At 62.4% G+C, this 4,087-nt stretch carries 2 protein-coding genes and 1 pseudogene; all 3 read left to right on the top strand.

The features are described 5' to 3' along the window. Positions 1-880 (top strand): annotated as a pseudogene (locus tag F0Q45_RS28135) (PE family protein); the annotation flags it as partial. A gap of 551 nt (positions 881-1,431) precedes the next feature. Continuing rightward, positions 1,432-3,516 (top strand): PPE family protein, encoded by a 2,085-nt coding sequence (locus tag F0Q45_RS24775; protein ID WP_149656406.1) that lies wholly within the window; start codon positions 1,432-1,434, stop codon positions 3,514-3,516. A 127-nt stretch (positions 3,517-3,643) separates the two neighbouring features. Then, a partial coding sequence (locus tag F0Q45_RS24770; protein ID WP_149656405.1) for a PE family protein occupies positions 3,644-4,087 on the top strand: 444 nt, incomplete at its 3' end.

The following is a 4,087-nucleotide window of genomic DNA, read 5'->3' as shown; positions in this document are numbered from 1 at the left end:
CCCCGGGGGCGCGGGTGGCAACGGCGGCGCGGGCGGCGATGGCTCTTCCGTCCGAGGTGATGGCATCGGAGGTTCTGGAGGCAACGGCGGACATGGCTTTGGCACCGACATATCTGGTGGCGCCGGGGGCGCCGGCGGCGCCGGGGGCCAGGGCGGTAACGGCGGGCTGCTTTTCGGGAACGGCGGCGCCGGCGGCGTCGGCGGCACCGGCGGCGTCGGTGGCACCGGTGCCTCAGGCGGTGTCGGAGGTGGCGGCGGAAACGCCGGATTTGCCTTCAGCAACTTCGGCCCCGCAACGGGAAATACAGGTGGTGACGGCGGCAATGGTGCAGACTCCACCGCTGTTGGCGGCACCGGCGGTACCGGGGGCGTCGGCGGTAACGGCGGCAACGGTGGGCTTCTTTTCGGTTTCGGTGGCGCCGGTGGTGACTCCGGGGCCGGCGGGACTGGCGGGACTGGCGGTGCCGGGGGCGCTGGCGGCGCCGGGGGCACTGGCGGCTCCATCGCCTCGTCCGCCAAAAGTGGTGGCGCCGGGGGCGCCGGGGGCATTGGTGGCGCCGGGGGCGCCGAGGGCATTGGTGGCGCCGGGGACTCCCAGTCGGGCAGCGGCGGCAAGGGCGGCAACGGCGGCAATGGCGCCAACGGCGGTCAGGGCGGCGCCGCAGGCGCCCAACCGGGCGCGGGCGGCCGCGGCGGGTTGCTCGGCGGGCAGGGAGCTTCCGGTGTCGGCGGCGCCGGGGGCGCCGGAGGCAGCGCCGGCGCCGGCGGTGCACGGGGGGCCGGCGGCGACTTCGGTGCCGTCTCTGGGCCGGGAGCACCCGGCAACCAAGGCAGCGACGGCAATCCGGGCTCCGACGGCCAGCCGGGCGCACCTGGATAATCCACCTCTACTGGTCGGGCAGTAGCTGAACGCCCGTTTGGCGACGACAAAGATTGCAAGCCCGCCGGGCTAGGCCGGCGGTCGATTACTGTGCAGCCAGTCACCGCGTGGCGTTCGAAGAAGCCGCGCCGAGGTCCATCGGGCGCTCAGCGCGCAGGCGGTGACGTTTCACGACCGCGATGTGCAGGCCCCAACCAACCAAAGGGCCCGGTTCTCAGGTCGAAGTTAGTTCACGGCTACGGGACTCTGCATCCTGCATCTCAACGCACCGCGAATTACACAACGCTGCAAGAGTATTGCTCCAAAAAGTGATTGAGCGAATTTCTACAGATGCTGAATTATCAAGGGCAGCAACATTGTCGCTGCCGGCAGCGGTTCGCGCATAAATTCAATTGAATATGAATTACTAAGATTCCCAATATGACCCCCACCGATAGGCAGTTATGTAGACTCCGTCCGGATAACGGGTCTTGTGGTAACCCTTGGCCCGAATTGATGAAGCTGGGGCTCCGCATTGGTTTGAGCGCGGACCGGTGAAAGGGGAGTTAGACGTGAATTTCTCGGTCTTGCCGCCGGAGGTCAATTCGGCGTTGATGTTCGTAGGCGCGGGCTCGCAGCCAATGCTGGCCGCCGCGGGTGCTTGGGACGGGCTGGCGGCCGAACTGCAGTCCGCGGGAGCCGGGTTTTCCTCGGTGACCTCGGGGCTGGCCGGCCAGTTCTGGCAGGGGCCAGCGGCGCAAGCGATGACAGCAGTGGCGGAGATGTACACCGCGTGGCTGAGCGCGGCGGCGGCTCAGGCCGAGCAGGTATCGGGTCAAGCCAAAGCCGTAGCCGCTGTGTTTGATACGGCGCACGTGGCCATTGTGCATCCGGCGGTGGTGGCGGCAAATCGCTCGGAGCTAGTGTCGTTGGTCAGGTCGAACTTATTCGGTCAGAACGCGCCGGCGATTGCAGCCGCCGAGGCTAATTACGAGCAGATGTGGGCCCAAGATGTGGCCGCGATGTCGAGCTATTACGCCGGGGCGGCATCGGCAGCCGCGCAGTTGACCCCATGGCAGCTGACGTCGCAGGGGATTATTATCCCGCTCCCCGACAACATCGGCGTCATCAACCTGACACCCGGCAATATCGGCGCCCTCAACCTAGGCATCGGCAATATCGGCGACCTGAATGTGGGGAGCGGGAACACTGGCAATTTCAACCTGGGCGGCGGTAACTTCGGCAATCTCAACCTGGGCAGCGGAAACGGAAATTCCGGTAAGGGAAATTCAACGGCGCAAGTCCCTGCCAGCTTCAATCTGGGCAGCGGTAACTTGGGAAATTCCAACCTGGGCAGCGGTAACCTGGGCGGGTTCAACCTGGGCAGCGGTAATACGGGCAATGCGAACGTCGGCTTCGGCAACATCGGCGCCACGAACTTTGGCAGCGGAAACGCGGGCAGCGACAACTTTGGCTCGGGCAACACCGGAAACACAAACTTAGGCGCCGGCAACACCGGCAACGCCAACTTTGGCATCGGCAATACCGGAAACATGAATTTTGGCGGCGGAAACACCGGTCTCGGAAACTACGGTGGCGGTAACCTAGGTGACGGAAATATCGGCCTCGGGAATTTGGGGAACAATAACTTCGGCTTCGGGAATAAGGGTAACAATAACATAGGAATCGGGCTAGCTGGCGATAACCAGATCGGCATTAATTTCAGCGCCCTGAACAGTGGCACCGGAAATATTGGCCTCTTTAATTCCGGCAATGATAACTTCGGATTTTTCAATTCCGGCGACAAGAACATCGGTATCGCGAACTCGGGTCTGGGAGTTGGTCCCTTAAGCACCGAATTCTTTACCTCCGGTACGCTCAACTCGGGCATTGGAAGCTCAGGCAACCTCAACACCGGGTGGGGAAACTCTGGTTCCTTTAACTCGGGCGACTTTAACGCGGGCACTACGAACACTGGCCTATTTAACTCCGGCGCCACCAACACTGGCTGGGCTAATTCGGGCGATCTTAATACCGGCTTGTTTAACTCGGGCGACATCAATACGGGTTTCTTCAACGCGGGTAATGCCAACTTCGGCAGCTTCAATGGCGGCAGCATCAATACGGGCGACTTTAACTCGGGCAGCATTAACACCGGATACGCAAATTCGGGCGGGGTAAATACCGGCTTTCTTAACGGAGGAAATCTTAACACCGGCCCGTTGAGCCCCTTCGATCAACCGGTGGTAAATTCGGGCTTCTCCAATGACTTCGACGGTCCATTCGGCAAAGGCGGCGTCAATCAATCGGGAGCCTTTAATCAAGGTGTCAATAACTCGGGTTTCGATTCCGGTGACAACATCATCGGGGGCACCGTTGCCTCCTCGGGCTTCGAGAACCATGGTAACTTCGGTTCTGGCTTCTTAAACGCAGGAGCCTTTAGTTCGGGCTTCAGAAATACGGGCCCTGCAGGCTCCGAACCCGCCTTCATGTCGGGCTTTGTAAACAGCTCAGGAACGTTCATCTCGGGCTTCTTCAATGCCGGGACTTTCACCCCGGGACTGTTGGAAACCTTCAACTCGGGCTTCGGAAACCTGGGCAACCAGGTATCGGGACTCTTCAATGCACAAAATCTGAAGTCCGGTGTGATCCACTGACATGAAAATTGCGACGCCCAATGGGTAGCGATTGCCGCCGGCGACGTTTCTTGATCGCAAGCGCGTCGCTGCTTGCCTTGCGGTTCAATCCGCTGGCTGTCCAAAGAATCCAATATGGGAGGCAGCGATGTCGTTCGTGATCGCGGTTCCGGAGCAGTTGACGGCTGCGGCGGCTGTCTTGGCGGGCCTTGGCTCGGCGGTCCGAGGAGCCAACGCGGCGGCAGCTGCCCCTACCACGGCGTTGGCAGTCGCCGCCGCAGACGAGGTGTCGGTGGCGGTGGCATCGCTATTTTCGTCGCACGCCCAGGCCTACCAGGCGATCAGTGTTCAGGTTGCAGAATTCCATCAGCGTTTCTTGCACATGCTGACTGGTTCCGCGGCGTTCTACGCCAGCGCTGAGGCTGCGAACACCTCGGCTTTGCGGGCTGCACAACGAGGCCTGCTGGGCGCGGTTAATGCACCCACGCAGGCGCTGGTGGGGCGCCCGCTGATCGGCAACGGCTCCGATGGGTCCCCGGGCAGCGGAGCGACCGGCGGCGACGGTGGTCTCCTGATCGGTAACGGCGGAAAC

Source organism: Mycobacterium simiae (assembly GCF_008370645.1).
Taxonomy (GTDB): Bacteria; Actinomycetota; Actinomycetes; order Mycobacteriales; family Mycobacteriaceae; genus Mycobacterium; species Mycobacterium simiae_A.
This window is presented reverse-complemented; position numbering and strand designations above follow the sequence as displayed.